The sequence below is a fragment of the Pandoraea sp. ISTKB genome, assembly GCF_001721285.1.
GTDB classification, from domain to species: Bacteria; Pseudomonadota; Gammaproteobacteria; order Burkholderiales; family Burkholderiaceae; genus Pandoraea; species Pandoraea capi.
The window spans coordinates 19,723-35,653 of the sequence record NZ_MAOS01000013.1 but is presented as its reverse complement, the minus strand read 5'-3'; the positions used below and the strand labels follow the sequence as shown (position 1 = coordinate 35,653).

The following is a 15,931-nucleotide window of genomic DNA, read 5'->3' as shown; positions in this document are numbered from 1 at the left end:
AGTTACACCAGCAATTGCCAGAGCAGCAACGTCATCACCAGACCGACGACGGACACAATGGTCTGCAAGACGGACCAGACCCACAGCGTCTCCTTGAGCTTCAAGCCGAAGTACTCGCGCACCATCCAGAAGCCCGCGTCGTTGACGTGGCAGAAGAACACCGAGCCCGCACCGATCGCCAAGGCGATGAGCGAGCCCTGCACCGGCGGCAGATGCATCACCAGCGGCGCGACGATGCCCGCCGTGGTCGTGGTAGCCACCGTCGCCGAACCGGTCGCCTGACGCAGCGCCACAGCGATCAGCCATGCCAGCAGAATCAGCGGCATATGCGTGCCGACGGCCACCTTGCCGATGGTCGTGGCAATGCCTGCCGTCACCAGTGCCTGCTTCAGACCGCCACCTGCACCGATGGTGAGCAGCAGCCCGGCAATCGGCGGCAACGCGCGACGCAGCGTCTCGCCCACACGGGCACGCGGCAAACCACGCCCCCATCCCAGCACCACAATCGCGACGACGACCGTGAGCGCCAGCGCGATGATCGGCTCGCCCAGGAAGTTGAGCGCGTCGAACACCGGGGTTTCCGGCGTGAGCGCCACCTTCGCGAGCGTGCGGCCCAGCATCAGCACCACCGGCATCAGAATCACCAGCAGCGCCGCCGCGAACGGCGGCGGGGCGACGTCGTCGTCGCGCTTGGTGAACAGATCGCCGAGTTGCTGCGGCGCCTCCACGTGCAGACGCGGTGCGAGCCACATGCCATACAACGGCCCGGCGAGAATCACCGCCGGGATGGCGATCAGCAGACCGAGGCCCATCGTCATGCCCAGATCGGCATGCAGCGCCGACACGGCGATCAGCGGACCCGGGTGCGGCGGCACCAGCGCATGCAGCGTCGTCATACCCGCCAGCGCGGGGATCGCGACACGCAGAATCGGCGTATTCGCACGACGCGCCATCACGAAGATGATCGGCACCATCATGACGAGGCCCACTTCGAAGAAGAGCGGCAGGCCGATGATCATGGCGACGAGCGCCATCATCCACGGCAACGCCGACCCTTTGGCGAACTTGAGCAACACGGTCACGATCCGGTCTGCCGCCCCGGTGTCGGCCATCAACGCGCCGAGCATGGCCCCGAGCGCGATGATCATGCCGGCGTCGCCGAGCAGGCTCCCCGCGCCCTTGCTGAACGAACTCGCCACCGCTTCGAGCGGCAAGCCTGCCCCTAGCCCTGCGATGAACGTGCCGATGAGAATCGACAGGAACGGCGAGAGCTTCAGCGCGCTAATGAAAACGATGATGGCCACGAGGCCGACGAGACAGGACAGCAGAAGGCGAGTGTCGTGCGCTGCCCAAGGCACGACGTGGTTGACTATCTCCACGATGATCCTTGATGACGAGAAACGAAAACACCGGTGCGCAGCGCGCAGCCGGTGTGTGAGGGGATTGTGCTACCGGAGTCGGCCGCGTGCACGCACGGGCCGCAACGCCCCGTGATACGGGGCAGGCGGGGTGCGGCGGCGAGTTTCAGTCGACGAAACATCGCGGCCGCCGGGTCGCGTTACTGGAACGCGACTTCGTTGAAACTGCGCAGCTTGCGACTGTGCAGCCGGTCCAGACCGTTGTCGCGCAGCAGTTCCATCGCCTTGACGCCGATCTTCAGATGCTGATCGACGCGCTCGCGATAGAACCGGTCGGCCATGCCCGGCAACTTCAGCTCGCCATGCAGCGGCTTGTCGCTCACGCACAGCAACGTGCCGTACGGCACACGGAAACGGAACCCGTTGGCGGCAATCGTCGCGCTCTCCATGTCGAGCGCAATCGCGCGGCTCTGGCTCATGCGCTGTACCGGCTCGCGGTGATCGCGCAACTCCCAGTTGCGGTTATCGACGGTCACCACCGTGCCCGTGCGCATCACACGCTTGAGTTCGAAGTCGTCCAGTTGCGTGACGTCGGCCACGGCGCGCTCCAGCGCGACCTGCACCTCGGCCAGCGGCGGCACGGGCACCCACAGCGGCAGATCGTCGTCGAGCACGTGGTCCTCCCGCACATACCCATGCGCGAGGCAGTAGTCTCCCAGACGCTGAGAATTGCGCAGCCCCGCGCAGTGTCCCAGCATCACCCACGCGTGCGGGCGCAGCACCGCGATGTGATCGGTGATGGTCTTCGCGTTCGACGGCCCGACGCCGATGTTCACCATCGTGATGCCCGTATTGTCGGGACGCACCAGGTGATATGCCGGCATCTGCGGCAGACGCGGCGGGGACATACCCTCCTCCGCTCGCGCGTCGAGGTTCTGATTCCAGTGCGTGACGTTGCCCGGCTCGACGAACGCCGTGTACTGACTGCGGTATTCGCGCAGCGCGGGATCGTCGGTGGCGCTCATCAACTCGCGACCCAGTTCGACGAACTCGTCGATATAGAACTGGTAGTTGGTGAAGAGCACGTAATTCTGGAAATTCTCGGGCGAGGTGGCCGTGTAATGACGCAGGCGATGCAGCGAGTAATCGACGCGCGGCGCCGTGAACAGCGCCAGCGGCAGAATCTCGCCGGGCAGCGGATCGCGCGTGCCGTTGACGATGCTGTCGTCCATCTTCGCCAGATCGGGCACGTCGAACACCGTGCGCATGGCGCGCAGATGCGTCTGATCGAGATCGCCCTCGAGATACACGCCGTCCTGATAGGCGAAGTGCACCGGGATCGGCTCGTCGGAGACACCGACTTCGAACGCCACGCCGTGGTTATGGGCAAGACGTCGAAGCTGCTCGATGTAGTAGTTCTCGAACAGATCGGGGCGGGTGACGGTTGTCTGGTAGCTGCCCGGGCCCGACACGAAACCGTAGGAGAGGCGCTTGTCGAGCTGGGTGATGTCTTCCGTGGTGATGCGGATGAACGGGTAATGCGCGCTCACGCGACGCGCCTGATCTTTCTGCTTTGAGAAGCGCTCGAAGGCGGCGCGAAGATACGCCGTGTTGGCGTCGTAAATCGTCTTCAGGTAGGCGACGGCTTCCACCGGATCTGCGATCGATCGGGTGGCATGGACCGGCTCTTGTTCGGACATGCGCAAACCTCTTCTGTCTTTTTCATGATCTGGAGTATGCGCCTATTGTGACACGACTGTACGACATCTGCGGGGTATTGAAGCCCGTCGATTCCCATTTACCGGGGCGACGAAAACGCAGGAGCGTACAAGGACGATGGGGGACATTGCTGAAGGACTTCGGAGGAACGACGGCCGGGAAAACACGCAGTTCTCGCGGCCATCCCGACCGGGATATCAGGAAGCCAGGCGCGGACTACTGCGGCCGCAAGTCAGTGAACCCCGACAAACCGTCGTCGGTCGATTCGGCGGCGTCGAGCCGTGTGGACGTCACGTCGGCACTGTCGTTCGTGCGCGTTGCCCCACTCGCATCCCCCGGATCACGACGCAACATGGCGGGCACGACCGTGTCGAGCGGCGTGGGCACGACGTTGTTGAGATTGCGTCGCACTTTTTGCAGCAACTGCGTGAGCTGCACCGCCTCGAAAGCGGTCAGGCCATGCAGCGCCTCGTCGCGAACGTCGTCGGAGAGCTTGCGGGCGATCTGTAGCTGTGCGACGGCCGCGCGCGTGACGAACAGACGTTCGATACGCGGATCGCGCGCATCCGCACGGCGACGCACCCAGCCCGCCTCTTCCATACGTTCCAGCGTACGGGCGAGCGTCTGCGGCGGGGTTTCGAGGATGTCGGCGAGCACCGTCTGACTCACGCCGCGATTGACGGAGAGATAGGCCAGCAAACGACATTGGGCACGTGTCATCGGCAGCGTGCGCTGTGCAAACTGCTCGAAGCGGCGCCCGAACAGACGTTGGATGTCTGCCACGAGAAAGCCGAAACGTTGGGCGGAATCGGTCACTTTCATATGCCGCATTATGCTGAACATGTTTAGGGATATCAAGGCGGCGAAGATTCGGCATCCGCAGCATTGCCTGCGTGTTTCCCAACATGACCAACGCGGCGATCCGTCCCTAAATACGGTATTCGGCGAGATCGGATACGATCCGCCGATGCACACGGCAAGGCATCACGCTGCGGCGGGCGTTCCCGAATCCTGACGGCTGCCGTGACCGAGCCAGTCGAGCGCGCCCTCACCGGCGGTTTCCGCCCCCGGCCCCGCCCGTCGAATGGCAACGCCCACAGCCAGCACGTCGATGGCAGCGAGATGCAGAATGCGCGCGATCATGGTGACGTGTGCCCCCATCGTCTCGACGTGATCGTTCGGCAACACCAGCGTCGCCTTGCGCGCGAGCGGTGAATTGCGTGCGGTCAGCGCGATGACCTTCGCACCGCGCGTAAGGGCGATGTCGACGGCGCGGTTCAGATCCGCCGAGCGCCCCGAAGCCGAGATCGCCACGACCACGTCTCCCTCACCGAGCAACCCCGCGGACGCTTGCAGCAGATAGGGGTCCCCATAGGCAATGGTCGGTTTGCCGAAACGGAAGAACTTGTAGTGGGCGTCTTGCGCAATCACGCCCGAGTTGCCCAGCCCGTAGAACTCGATACGGCGCGCGCCGTCGAGCAGCGTCACCGCCGCTTCCACGGTGCGGGCGTCGAGATGCTCGCGCATTTGCAGAATCGACGACACGGTGTTGTCGAGCACCTTGGCGCTGAACTCTGCCGCCGTGTCACCCACGTGCACCTGCCCGTGACGCACCGGCAGCGTGCCCGTCAGTGCACTCGCGAGCTTGAGCTTGAAGTCCGATAGTCCCTGACAGCCCAGCTTGCGACAGAAGCGAATGACCGTAGGCTGACTCACGCGCGCCAGACGCGCGATCTCTGCGACCGGTTCGGCGAGCAGCGCACGCGGCTGTTTGAGCGTCAGTTCGGCCACACGTTGTTCCGCCGGACTCAGACGATCGCGCAGACGATGCAGACGGTCGATCAGCGCGCCCGCGCCGGCCGCGTGTGTGCCGAGTTGCTCGGCAAGGATCGCGGACGTGCCGAGAAACGCCGGATGATCGGCCGTGATGACGTACGTCGGTATCTTCTTCAGATAGGCCTCGAAACGTCCCTTGGCTTCGAAACGCTCACGGAACGGCGAATCCTCGAACAACTTGCCGAGCTTCGGAATCACGCCACCGCCGAGGTACACGCCACCGACCGCGCCGAGCGACACCGCGACATTGCCCGCGAGCGTGCCGAGCATCGCGCAGAAACAGTCGACGGTCTCGCGCGCCAGTTCATCGCCCGACTGCGCGAGCTTGACGATGGCCGGCGTCTCCAGCGATTCGACACGTTGCGCCGCACGCTCGGCCAGCGCCTGATAGACAAGTGCCATACCGGGGCCCGCGACGAGGCGTTCGAACGACACGTGCGGAAAGTGCTTCCATGCGTAGCGCAGGACATCGATTTCGCGCTCGTCCGCCGGCGCGAACGTGGTGTGACCGCCTTCGCTGCCGAGCGCGATCCACCGGTCGCCGGCCGGAATCAGGCCCGATACGCCCACACCGGTGCCCGGCCCCAACAGACCCAGCACACCGTTCGGACGCGGCTCGCCACCACCGACCGGATGCTTCTGCGCATCCGTCAGGTAGGGCAGCGCCATCGCCAGTGCCGTGAAATCGTTGACGACCAGCAACGTCTCGAAGCGCAGCGCGCGGCGCGTCGCCTCGATGGAGAAGTGCCAGTCGCGATTGGTCATGCGGATCTCATCGCCTTCGATCGGATTGGCGATGGCAATGGCGGCGTGTTGTACCGGTTCGGCGTGATCAGCTTCGTCGAGATAGGCGCGGATGACTTCCGGCACACCGGCGTAGCCGTCGCAGGCGTAATCGCGGATCTCGACGAGATCGCCCGGCGCAATCTCCAGCGCGAAGCGGGCGTTGGTGCCGCCGATATCGGCCAGCAGGCGCGGGCCGCTCAGATGCGGCGGATTATTCCTCACTCCAGAAGACATCGATCTTGACTCCTTCGCGGTGGATCAGCCGGGAGATGGCGTTGTCCTGTTCGTCTGCCTGTGCGGCTTCAAGCACGGCGCGCTTGGCGTGCCCCTGAATTTGCAGGATGAGCCGATCGCAGGCCGCGAGCGCGGCGAGCGACCACGACACGCGTTGATACGGCGCGCGTTGCGGCTGCACGAGAACGAACTTGTCGTGGGTGGTGATGGCGTCGTGCCATTGAGGGGCATCGGCAAACAGCGATGCCGTATGCCCATCCTCGCCCATGCCGAGCACGCAGACCTGCGGCACGCCGTGCGTCCACGTGTCGTTGAGCGTGCGCACCTGCAAGTCAGCGGCCGTTGCGGTATCGACGAGCGGCAGCCAGCGCGCGCCCGTCGCACCGGGCAGCAACGTCTCCGACAGCAGACGCGCGTTGCTGTCGGCGTGATCGGGCGGCAGCCAGCGATCGTCGACCAGTGTGATGTCGACGTTGCGCCACGCGACCGGCAAGCGCGCAAGCTGCGAGAGAAACGCCCGGGGGCTCGTGCCGCCGGACACAGCGAGCAACGCGCGCGGACGAATCGTTAGCGCTTCGTCGATGCCCGCGACGACGGCGTTCGCGAGAGCGTGCGCCTGGGCATCGCGCGTCGGAAAGGTGCGCCAGTGGATCATGCGTGTCTGCCTCCGTTCCCTGGGGGTGGACGTTATCAGTTGTCTTCTTCCACCCAACTCGTGCCGTACTGCGTGAGCAGCGCGCTCGCGGCGGGCGGCCCCCATGTCCCGGCGGCGTATCGCTTCGGTCCCTTGTGCTGACGAGACCAGTACGCCTGAATCGGCGCCACCCAGCGCCACGCCTGCTCTTGCTCGTCGCGTCGCACGAAGAGCGCGAGACGGCCGTTGATGACGTCGAGCAGCAAGCGCTCGTAGGCATCCATCCGGTGCCCCTTGAAGAACTGGTCGAATGCCAGATCGAGGTGCACCGATTGCAGGTTCATGCCCTCGCCCGGCTGCTTCGCCAGACAGTAGAGACGAATCGATTCGTTCGGTTGCAGGCGAATCACGAGACGGTTCACACCGGGCTGCGCGGTCACATCGCCAAGCAGTGGGTACGGCGTCGCGCGATAGTTCACGACGATCTCCGCCACACGCTCGCCGAGCCGCTTGCCGGTGCGCAGGAAGAACGGCACGCCCGCCCAGCGCCAGTTGTCGATATCGGCCTTCAGCGCCACGAACGTCTCCGTCTGACTGTCGGACGGCACGCCCGGCTCGTCGACATAAGCCGGCACCGCCGACTTGCCGATCGCGCCGCCGCCGTACTGCCCGCGCACGACATTGCGCGCGACGCTCTCGTCGTCCAGATGACGCAGCGAACGCAACACCCGCATCTTTTCGTCGCGCACGGCATCGGCATCCATCGACAGCGGCGGCTCCATGGCCACGATGGCGAGCAGTTGCAGCAAATGGTTCTGCACCATGTCGCGCAGCGCGCCGGTCTGTTCGTAGAACTCGCCTCGCCCTTCGACACCGATCTCCTCGGCAATCGTGATCTGAATGCTGTCGATCAGCTCGCGCCGCCACAGCGGCTCGAAAATCGCGTTGCCGAAGCGCAGCGCCAGCAGGTTCTGCACCGCCTCTTTGCCGAGGTAGTGGTCGATCCGGTAGATCTGATCCTCGCGGAAGATCGCACCGACGGCATCGTTGATCGCCTCCGACGAGGCCAGATCGTGCCCCAGCGGCTTTTCGAGCACGATGCGGCTGTTCTCGTTGAGCTTGGCGCTGCGCAAGCCTTCACAAATGGGGATGAACAGCGACGGGCCGGTCGCGAGATAGAAGATGCGCACGCCGGGGCGCTTCGAGAGCCGATCGGCCAGCACGCCGAATTCGGCTTCGCGGCCGAGATCGAGCGGCATGTAGTCGATGGTGGCGAGAAAGCGCCGCCACGCGTCTTCGTCCCAGACATCCGGTTTGATGTGCTTGCGCACGTGTTCTTCGCACCACGCGTGATATTCCGCCGCGTCCATCGGCTTGCGCGCGATGGCCAGAATGCGGCCGGTATCGAGACCGCTATCGTGACCGGCGCCGCCTGCCGGCTCCGGCCCGAGCTGCCCGGTACGAAAGGCGCGGAACAACGACGGCAGCACTTTGCGCAGCGACAAATCGCCGGTAGCGCCGAACAACACAAAGGTATAGGGTGAAGGCGTGTTCATGACAAGACGTCCACGTGTCACTGGGAGAGCGCAACTTTGACACTGCATTGTAGTTTAACTACACTGCAAATCAACAAAATCTCGTGCTTTGACTACATCGAATAGTCCCGTTCCCCGTCCCCCATCCCGGAATCACCATGACCCAGTCTTCGCACAATGTGTCCCTGCATCCGGTGGTAAAACGCGTGACCGAGCGCCTGATCGAGCGTAGCCGGGCGTCGCGTCAGGCGTATCTCGACGGCGTGGCGCGCGCCACCGAGGGCCAGCCCGGCCGAGAGAAGATCGGCTGCGCCAATCTGGCCCACGCGCTGGCCGCCGCGCCCGCCGACGACCGTCTCAAGATCCGCTCCGAACGCACGCCCAACATCGGCATCGTCACCGCTTACAACGACATGCTCTCGGCGCACGCGCCCTTCGTCGAATTCCCCGATGTCATCAAATCCGCTGCCCGCGCGCATGGCGCAAGTGCGCAGGTGGCCGGCGGTGTCCCGGCCATGTGCGACGGCGTGACGCAAGGCTATGCGGGCATGGAGCTGTCGCTGTTCTCGCGCGACGTGATCGCCATGGCGTCGGTCGTCGCGCTCTCGCACCAGATGTTCGATGCCGCCATGTTCCTCGGCGTGTGTGACAAGATCGTGCCGGGTCTGGTGATCGCCGCGCAGGCGTTCGGCCATCTGCCCGCCGTATTCAGCCCCGCCGGACCGATGCCGTCGGGCTTGCCGAACGACGAGAAGTCGCGCATCCGGCAGGAATACGCGGCAGGACGCGTTACGCGCGCCGCGCTGCTCGATTCGGAACTCGCCGCGTATCACACCGAAGGCACCTGCACCTTCTACGGCACGGCCAACAGTAATCAGATGCTCATGGAGTTCATGGGCCTGCATCTGCCGGGCTCGTCGTTCGTCAATCCGCACACGCCACTGCGGCATGCGTTGACGCAGGCCGCGACCGCCCGCGCAATCGCCCTGGCGAAGTCGGGCATCAACACATCGCAGATTCTGGACGAGCGCGCGTTCATCAACGGCGTGGTCGGGTTGCTCGCCACCGGCGGGTCGACGAACCACACGCTGCACCTCGTGGCGATGGCGCATGCGGGCGGCATTCTGCTCGACTGGCAGGACTTCGCCGAACTGTCGGACGTCACGCCGCTGCTCGCCCATGTCTACCCGAGCGGCAAGGCCGATGTGAACCAGTTCCACGCGGCAGGCGGCCTGAGCTTCCTGATTCGCGAGCTGCTCGATGCCGGTTTCCTGCACAACGATGTGACCACCGTCATGGGGCACGGACTGCGCGCCTACACGCAGGAAGCTTTCCTGCGCGACGACGTGCTGTCGTGGCAGGAAGCGCCGACCGAAAGTCTCGACGAAAACATCGTGCGCCCGGCGTCGCGACCATTCGCACCGGAAGGCGGGCTGCGCATGCTCGCGGGCAATCTCGGCCGCGCCGTCATCAAGTCCTCCGCCGTCAAACCCGAGCACCAGACGGTGCGCGCCCCGGCACGCGTGTTCTCCGATCAGGAGTCGGCGCAAGCGGCGTTCAAGGCAGGCGAACTGACGCGCGACGTCATCGTCGTGGTTCGCTTTCAGGGGCCACGCGCGAACGGCATGCCCGAGTTGCACAAGCTCATGCCGATGCTCGGCCTGTTGCAGGACGAAGGGCATCACGTGGCGCTCGTCACGGACGGGCGGATGTCGGGGGCGTCCGGCAAGGTACCTGCCGCGATTCATCTCTCCCCCGAAGCCGAACAGGGCGGCATGCTCGCCCGCGTGCAGGATGGCGACATCATCTCCATCGACTGCGCGACGAACACGCTTCACTGCGAAGTCGATGACGCCACGCTCGCCGCCCGTACGCCGGCGCCCGTGCCCCTGCGGCCGTTCGATCCATGGCGCAACCTGTTCGGTCTGTTCCGCAACAACGTCGGCGCGGCGCCGCACGGCGCGTGTGTGCTGTTCAACGACACCGACTATCCGAAGCAGGCGTGATCGCGCGACGGCACTGGGCGCGCTGAGAGAGATAAAGCAATAAAGGGAATTCAGACGGGACCGTAAAGAAAGGCGTCAAAATCTTGACGCCTTTTTTACCTGTGCGTCCCTAGACTGGCCTCGTTGTCACTTCAGTCGTTAAACGACACGTTGCCATGCCTGCTATCGCTCAACGCGCCAGCCTTGAACCCCCCGGTGCGAATACCGCTTCCCTCCCGTCCGCCGACGCGCTCCGTGCTTACAGCGCAACGCAGACGTCGCCCGCTGCTGCACGCGCCTCGGTCACCACGGCCAGCCCTATCGCCGCTGCTACGCCAGCCAGCACCGCCGCCGCACCGTCCACCGACGCCTTCTCTGCTGCGCGGCAACGCAATCGATACAACCCGCGTGCGCGCCTCGACGCCACGCTCGACATCACGCTCAGCCGTGCCGCCGTCTCCTCGCTCGCCGTCACGCTGGCGATGAGCCTGCCGCTGCCCTGGCGCGTCGAGACGATTCGTCCGATCCGCCGCGACACGGCTGCCGTCGTGTCGATTGCCCTGCCGCGCGTCGAAGCGTCCCGTGCGATGGACGTCGTCATGCAGTCGCTGCCCGAAGCGGAATTCGGGGCACTGCGCCTGCGTCCGTCGGCTTGATGCCATAGACCGCATCATCGAATCGTCCGAATCGTCCGAACGAGCGGCGTCGGGCAATGCGCCGGCGCCATTCGTCAAATACCGCATCTTCCGGTTATGAACACAGCCATCTTCCAAGGCGTGTGGGTTCCCCTCGTCACGCCAATGACCGGCGCCAATGGCGCCCAGATCGATCACAACGCCTTCGCGCGTCTGGTCGACTATTACCTCGCTGCCGGCGTGAACGGTCTGGTCGTGGCCGGCACCACCGGGGAAGGCACCCTGCTCAATGACGACGAGCGTCGCTGGCTCGCCGAGACGGCCTGCCACCTCGCTCACGGCCATGCGCCGGTGCTCGCGGGGGTGGGTGCCTCCGATACGTCGAACGCCGCGCGTCAGATCCGCCATCTCGACGACCTGCCGCTCGCCGGTTATCTGGTGCCGCCGCCGTATTACCTGCGTCCGTCACAGGAAGGCATTCTCTGGCATTACCGAACGCTCGCCGCCGGCACGCGCAAACCGCTGGTGCTCTACAACGTGCCGCTACGCACGGGCGTGACGCTCGGCGTGGAGACGATTCGCGAACTGGCCTCACATGAAGCGTTTGCCGCGATCAAGGAATGCGACGCGCATCCGCTCACGCACCTGCCGTCGCAAGTGACCATGCGCGTGCTGTGCGGCGACGACATGCAGATCCTGCCCGCGCTGCAAGCGGGTGCGGTCGGATGCATCTCCGCAGCGGCGCATATCCGTCCCGATCTGTATCTGAAGCTGATCCGCTATGTACGCGAAGGCGACATGGATCACGCGACCAAGTTGTTCAACGGCATGAAGCCATTGATCCGACGTCTGTTCTCCGAGCCGAATCCGGTCGCGATCAAAGCTGCGCTCACCTCGCTCGGCCTGTGTACGGAGACGGTGCGCCGCCCGCTCATGCCCTGCTCCGCTGCGCTGCGCAAGGATATCGACGCGCAACTCGAAGTGACGATGGCCTTCTGATTCGCCACGTCGAGCGCATGCGCCAGCGCCCTCGCCACACGACTTCCTCCGCTCTCACGTCAGGACACTCGTCATGGATGACATCGAACAGCGTCACCGCACCGTCGCCCGTCTGCTGATCAAGCTCTCGGGCACCACGCTGGCACGGCTGGCGTATGCCACCGGCATTACGGGCAATACGATCTCGCGATGGGTGCATGGCGATCCCTGTGCGCTCGGGCCGCAGGGGCGCGACAAGCTGTTTGCCGCGCTCGGCGTGCGCAGCGACGGCGTGAACGTGCGCTTCGCGCATCGCGCCACGGGGGCCGCGCAACCGGTTTTCCAGATCAACGGGCTGGTGCAGGCCGAGCGCTTCGCCACCCTCGCGGCGCTGACCTCGACGCAGTTCGTGGCCGCACGCGAGACGTGCCAGGGACACACACTGGTGAGTGTGATCACCGACATCACCGGACAAACGACGGCGCTGCTCGTCGGCACGCGCGAAGCGCTCGACGAGTTGTACGCCGAACTCGGCATCGCCGTCTCGCCCCGGCGACGCTCGGACCCTCACGATCATCCCGACCGTTTGGAGGCCGACCTCCGTCCATATCCTTCGACTCGCACGACGGTGCGGCTACACTCGAACTGACCGTAATCTACGTAGCGCCGCCGGCATGCCCGACTTCCCCTGACTTTCCCCGGCGCAACGCATGCCGCGTAACGACATCCGGCATCTGGCTTCGGCTGGATGCCGCGCGGCGATCCATCTTTGGCCCCCCGTCAACTATGGAGCGTGTCATGACGACAAACCGCATCAACAAGCGCCTGAAGGTATCCGCCACAGACGGCTGGCAGGACACGGGCTACCGGGTCGGCGCACAGGACGCACCGAAGGTCATTCTGCGGGCCGAAGGCGAATGGTGCACGCGCACCGACGACCGCAAGTTCGGACGCCGCGACGCCAACGGCCGCACGCCGAACTCGGGCGCGACGTATCTGCACAAGGTCTCCGGCGACAAGGAGTATCCGTACCACGGCGGCGACGCCCTGATGGGGCAACTCATCGGACGCTTCGGCGAGAGCGGCGAACCGTTTCTCGTCGGCAATCACAAATCGTTCCGCGTAGACGGCATGCCGAAGGACGTATCGCTCTGGCTGTGCTGCAACGATCCGCTCGACAGCGCCAAGCGCGACAACGACGGCGCGCTCGATGTCACGCTGGAACTCGACGACGCACGCGACGTCTTCGCCCCTCGCCCGCAGCACTTCGACCGTCCGTCCGGGCGTTGGGTCGACGATTGAGCCGCTGGCTGACGTTGGTGCTCGTGCAATGAAAAAAGCCAGCGGAGAACGATTCACCGCTGGCTTTGCTGCCTTGCTTCCTTGCTGCCGACTACGACGGCCGCTTCGTCACTGCCATCCGAAGCGGCGCGCGAACATGCCCTTCATCAACTGCGTGAGCACCGCGTACGCCAGCAGGATCGCGGCGAGCATCGGGAAGTAGGCGAGCGGCAGTGCCTGCATCCGGAACGTCTCGGCGAACGGCGACATCGGCAGCATGATGCCGATCAGCATCACCGCGCCCGTCATCAGCAGCAACGGCCACGCCGCACGGCTCTGGATGAACGGCAGACGGCGCGTGCGGATCAGGTGCACGATGAGCGTCTGCGAGAGCAGTCCTTCGACGAACCAGCCGGACTGGAACAGCGTCTGATGCGCCGCGCTGTTCGCGCCGAACAGGTGCCACATCGCGACGAACGTCAGCACGTCGAAGATCGAGCTGATCGGGCCGAAGAACACCATGAAGCGCGACAGATCCGCCGGATTCCAGCGCTGCGGCTGCGTGAGTTGTTCGCTGTCGACGTTGTCGAACGGGATCGTCGTCTGCGACAGATCGTAGAGCAGGTTCTGCGTGAGCAACTGCAGCGGCAACATCGGCAGGAACGGCAGGAAAGCGCTCGCGATCAGCACCGAGAAGACGTTGCCGAAGTTCGAGCTGGCCGTCATCTTGATGTACTTGAGCATGTTCGCGAACGTGCGACGCCCTTCGATCACGCCCTGCTCCAGCACCATCAGGCTCTTTTCGAGCAGGATCAGATCGGCGGCTTCCTTGGCGATATCCACCGCCGTGTCGACCGAGATGCCGATGTCGGCCGCGCGCAATGCGGGCGCGTCGTTGATGCCATCGCCCATGAAGCCGACCACGTGACCGTTCGCGCGCAACATGCGCACCAGTCGCTCCTTGTGCGCCGGCGTGAGCTTCGCGAAGACGTTCGCACGCTCGACCGTCTGCGCGAGTTCGGCGTCGCTCATCGACTCGATGTCGTCGCCCAGCACGCAGCCGGTCACCGTCAGTCCGACTTCGCGGCAGACCTTTGCGGTCACGAGATCGTTGTCGCCGGTGAGCACCTTGACGTCGACGCCCGAGGCGGCCAGCGCCTTGAGGGCCGGGGCCGTCGACTCCTTGGGCGGATCGAGGAACGCGATGTAGCCCACGAGCACGAGGTCGCTCTCATCCGCGATGCCGTAGCTTTCGCGCACCGGCGGCAGATGACGCGACGCCACGGCCACCACACGCAGACCCTCGGCGTTCAGGTCCGCCGTCACGCGACGCAGACGCGCCAGCACGTCGGGGGTGAGCGGTTCGATGTTCGCGCCATGCTGCACGCGGCTGCACACGGCCATCACCTCCTCCACCGCGCCCTTGCAGATCAGCTCGTGGTGATCGCCGCTCTCGCTGATCTCACTCACGACCACCGACATGCGGCGACGCTGGAAGTCGAACGGGATTTCGTCGATCTTGCGGTAGCGGTTGACCACGTCCAGCCGCTGATGCAACTCGGCGTGATCGAGCACCGCCACGTCGAGCAGGTTCTTCAGGCCGGTCTGATAGAAGCTGTTGAGGTAGGCGTATTCGAGCACGTCTTCGGAGACGTTGCCCCACACGTCGGTGTGACGCTCCAGACAGATCTTGTCCTGCGTCAGCGTGCCGGTCTTGTCGGTGCAGAGCACGTCCATCGCGCCGAAGTTCTGGATCGCGTCGAGCCGCTTGACGATCACCTTCTTGCGCGAGAGCACCACCGCGCCCTTGGCGAGCGTGGCCGTCACGATCATCGGCAGCATTTCAGGCGTGAGGCCCACGGCCACGGACAGCGCGAAAAGCGACGCTTCGAGCCAGTCGTGCTTCGTGAAGCCGTTGATGAGCAGCACGATCGGGGCCATGACCAGCATGAAGCGGATGAGCACCCACGACACGCGGTTCACGCCTTGCTGGAACGAGGTGACGGTCGGCTGCTGCGCCGTCACGCGTTGCGCGAGCGAGCCGAAGAACGTGCGGGCGCCGGTCGCCACCACGACGGCGGTGGCCGAGCCGCTCACGACGTTCGTCCCCATAAAGGCGAGGTTGTCGTATGCGAGCGGGTTGCTGCCGCCGGTCTGTGCCGCGTGCGCGAACTTCTCCACGGGCAGGGCCTCGCCGGTGAGCGCCGATTGCGACACGAACAGGTCTTTGGCGGCCAGGATACGCACGTCCGCCGGGATCATGTCGCCCGCCGCGAGCAGCACGATGTCGCCCGGCACCAGTTCGGCGAGCGCGACCTCCCGGCCCATGCGGCCAATACGGCCGATATGTCGCACCTTGTCGGTGTCGGTCACGCCGTCGCCCGGCGCTTCGCGGCGCAGCACCGTGGCCGTGGTGCTCACCATGGCCTTGAGCTTTTCCGCCGCCTTGTTCGAGCGTGCTTCCTGCACAAATCGCAACACCGTGGAAATGATCACCATCGACGCGATGATGATCGTTCCCTCGGTGTCGTCGGTCGCATAAGACACAGCGGCCAGTGCAGTGAGCAACAGGTTGAACGGGTTGCGATAGCAGTTAAACAGATGTCGCCACCAGGGCAGCGGCTTTTCATGCGCGACTTCGTTCGGGCCGACGTGCGCGCGCACCGTGGCGGCTTCGTCGTCGGACAACCCCTCGCGTGTCGAGCGCAGACGCGCGAGCAGGTCCGGCCCGGTGTCGCGGGCGGCGTCGAGCAAACCTGGCGGTGCCTCGTGCCCGTGCGCGGGCGCGTCGAGGGTTTCGAGCATGTCGCGGCGACGGAAGAAGCGCAGGCCGAGGCGCGCGCCAAGCACCGCAATCAGTCGCTCGCTGAGCGTGAGAGCTTGTTGCATCGGATACATCCTGAAAATACGGATGGGGCGCCCGACAAACGCGGCGCCCCGTGAAAAACAA

12 protein-coding genes are annotated in these 15,931 nt (G+C 65.0%); 5 read left to right on the top strand and 7 right to left on the bottom strand.

From position 1 onward, the window contains the following. Positions 1 to 2 precede the first annotated feature (2 nt). The 6 genes from A9762_RS03385 to zwf form a co-directional block, all read right to left on the bottom strand. The gene (locus A9762_RS03385; protein ID WP_083253593.1) at positions 3 to 1,379 is read right to left on the bottom strand and encodes a gluconate:H+ symporter; all 1,377 of its coding nucleotides are present in this window, start codon (positions 1,377 to 1,379) and stop codon (positions 3 to 5) included. Positions 1,380 to 1,558: 179 nt separating this feature from the next. Further along, complete coding sequence (locus A9762_RS03380) at positions 1,559 to 3,058, bottom strand: AMP nucleosidase (protein WP_069340646.1); 1,500 nt, start codon at positions 3,056 to 3,058, stop codon at positions 1,559 to 1,561. Between the two features lie 235 nt (positions 3,059 to 3,293). Next, positions 3,294 to 3,899 (bottom strand): MarR family winged helix-turn-helix transcriptional regulator, encoded by a 606-nt coding sequence (locus A9762_RS03375; protein ID WP_069340645.1) that lies wholly within the window; start codon positions 3,897 to 3,899, stop codon positions 3,294 to 3,296. A 162-nt stretch (positions 3,900 to 4,061) separates the two neighbouring features. Next, positions 4,062 to 5,933 carry a bifunctional transcriptional regulator/glucokinase gene (locus A9762_RS03370; protein WP_069340644.1) on the bottom strand — a complete coding sequence of 624 codons (1,872 nt, stop codon included), beginning with the start codon at positions 5,931 to 5,933 and terminating at the stop codon, positions 4,062 to 4,064. Beyond that, a complete protein-coding gene (gene pgl / locus A9762_RS03365) occupies positions 5,911 to 6,588 on the bottom strand; it encodes a 6-phosphogluconolactonase (protein ID WP_069340643.1) in 678 nt (225 codons plus the stop codon). Before pgl ends, A9762_RS03370 begins: the two co-directional genes overlap by 23 nt. Before the next feature lie 35 nt (positions 6,589 to 6,623). Further along, a complete protein-coding gene (gene zwf / locus A9762_RS03360; protein WP_069340642.1) occupies positions 6,624 to 8,123 on the bottom strand; it encodes a glucose-6-phosphate dehydrogenase in 1,500 nt (499 codons plus the stop codon). 137 nt (positions 8,124 to 8,260) lie between these two features. Between zwf and edd the strand changes: the two genes are divergently transcribed. The 5 genes from edd (at position 8,261) to A9762_RS03335 (ending at position 13,002) form a co-directional block, all read left to right on the top strand. Further along, positions 8,261 to 10,108: a phosphogluconate dehydratase gene (edd, locus tag A9762_RS03355; RefSeq protein WP_170836171.1), complete on the top strand. Its 1,848-nt coding sequence runs from the start codon at positions 8,261 to 8,263 to the stop codon at positions 10,106 to 10,108. A 155-nt stretch (positions 10,109 to 10,263) separates the two neighbouring features. Next, positions 10,264 to 10,743, top strand: coding sequence for a hypothetical protein (locus tag A9762_RS03350; protein WP_069340641.1), 480 nt, complete (start codon positions 10,264 to 10,266; stop codon positions 10,741 to 10,743). A gap of 96 nt (positions 10,744 to 10,839) precedes the next feature. After that, positions 10,840 to 11,721, top strand: a complete 882-nt coding sequence (dapA, locus tag A9762_RS03345; protein ID WP_069340640.1) for a 4-hydroxy-tetrahydrodipicolinate synthase — start codon at positions 10,840 to 10,842, stop codon at positions 11,719 to 11,721. 73 nt (positions 11,722 to 11,794) lie between these two features. Beyond that, on the top strand, positions 11,795 to 12,349 hold the full coding sequence (locus A9762_RS03340) for a hypothetical protein (protein WP_069340639.1): 555 nt from the start codon (positions 11,795 to 11,797) through the stop codon (positions 12,347 to 12,349). Between the two features lie 149 nt (positions 12,350 to 12,498). Further along, positions 12,499 to 13,002: a hypothetical protein gene (locus tag A9762_RS03335; protein WP_069340638.1), complete on the top strand. Its 504-nt coding sequence runs from the start codon at positions 12,499 to 12,501 to the stop codon at positions 13,000 to 13,002. 108 nt (positions 13,003 to 13,110) lie between these two features. Here the strand turns inward: A9762_RS03335 and mgtA are convergent, their stop codons facing one another. Beyond that, the gene (gene mgtA, locus A9762_RS03330) at positions 13,111 to 15,870 is read right to left on the bottom strand and encodes a magnesium-translocating P-type ATPase (protein WP_069340637.1); all 2,760 of its coding nucleotides are present in this window, start codon (positions 15,868 to 15,870) and stop codon (positions 13,111 to 13,113) included. Between the last annotated feature and the right edge of the window lie 61 nt (positions 15,871 to 15,931).

What these genes read in the sequence shown, in the direction of transcription:
- A9762_RS03380 (WP_069340646.1), bottom strand. Translation starts at nt 3,058, where the DNA reads ATGTCCGAACAAGAGCCGGTCCATGCCACCCGATCGATCGCAGATCCG.
- A9762_RS03375 (WP_069340645.1), bottom strand. Translation starts at nt 3,899, where the DNA reads ATGAAAGTGACCGATTCCGCCCAACGTTTCGGCTTTCTCGTGGCAGAC.
- A9762_RS03370 (WP_069340644.1), bottom strand. Translation starts at nt 5,933, where the DNA reads ATGTCTTCTGGAGTGAGGAATAATCCGCCGCATCTGAGCGGCCCGCGC.
- pgl (WP_069340643.1), bottom strand. Translation starts at nt 6,588, where the DNA reads ATGATCCACTGGCGCACCTTTCCGACGCGCGATGCCCAGGCGCACGCT.
- zwf (WP_069340642.1), bottom strand. Translation starts at nt 8,123, where the DNA reads ATGAACACGCCTTCACCCTATACCTTTGTGTTGTTCGGCGCTACCGGC.
- edd (WP_170836171.1), top strand. Translation starts at nt 8,261, where the DNA reads ATGACCCAGTCTTCGCACAATGTGTCCCTGCATCCGGTGGTAAAACGC.
- A9762_RS03350 (WP_069340641.1), top strand. Translation starts at nt 10,264, where the DNA reads ATGCCTGCTATCGCTCAACGCGCCAGCCTTGAACCCCCCGGTGCGAAT.
- dapA (WP_069340640.1), top strand. Translation starts at nt 10,840, where the DNA reads ATGAACACAGCCATCTTCCAAGGCGTGTGGGTTCCCCTCGTCACGCCA.
- A9762_RS03340 (WP_069340639.1), top strand. Translation starts at nt 11,795, where the DNA reads ATGGATGACATCGAACAGCGTCACCGCACCGTCGCCCGTCTGCTGATC.
- A9762_RS03335 (WP_069340638.1), top strand. Translation starts at nt 12,499, where the DNA reads ATGACGACAAACCGCATCAACAAGCGCCTGAAGGTATCCGCCACAGAC.
- mgtA (WP_069340637.1), bottom strand. Translation starts at nt 15,870, where the DNA reads ATGCAACAAGCTCTCACGCTCAGCGAGCGACTGATTGCGGTGCTTGGC.